The sequence below is a fragment of the Lentzea albidocapillata genome (assembly GCF_000719115.1).
Taxonomy (GTDB): Bacteria; Actinomycetota; Actinomycetes; order Mycobacteriales; family Pseudonocardiaceae; genus Lentzea; species Lentzea albidocapillata.
Genome location: NZ_JOEA01000088.1, coordinates 1 through 483 on the forward strand (window position 1 = coordinate 1; position 483 = coordinate 483).

Consider the following 483-nt stretch of genomic DNA (forward strand, 5'->3'; position numbering starts at 1 on the left):
CGGTGGGTTGCTGCTGCTCGGCGGCAAGCTGTCCGACCTGTTCGGCGCCCGCCGCATGTTCGCCACCGGCTGGCTGGTGCTCCTCGCGGGCTCCGTCGTCGCCGGCGCCGCGAACGAGATCTGGGTCGAGCTGCTCGGCCGCGCGGTGCAGGGAGCCGGAGCCGCGCTCATCGCGCCGTCGGCCCTGACACTGCTGATGATGCTGTTCGGTGGCGAACCGGCACAGCTCGGCAAGGCGCTCGCGGTCTACGGCGCCGCCGCTCCGGCCGGTGGCACCGCCGGTGTCTTCCTCGGCGGCGTGATCACCGAGTACCTCAGCTGGCCGTGGGTGTTCTACGTCAACGCCGGCCCTGATGCCCGCCGGTGCCGCTCGGCGCGGCTCCACCGACCTGCTCGGGGCGATCACCGTGACGGCCGGTCTGGCGGTGGCGGTCTACGCCGTCGTGCGGGCCCCGGAAGCGGGATGGGCCTCGGCCGAGACGA

1 pseudogene is annotated in these 483 nt (G+C 73.7%); it reads left to right on the forward strand.

From position 1 onward, the window contains the following. Nucleotides 1-483, forward strand: a pseudogene (locus tag IG04_RS0141940) (MFS transporter); the annotation flags it as partial.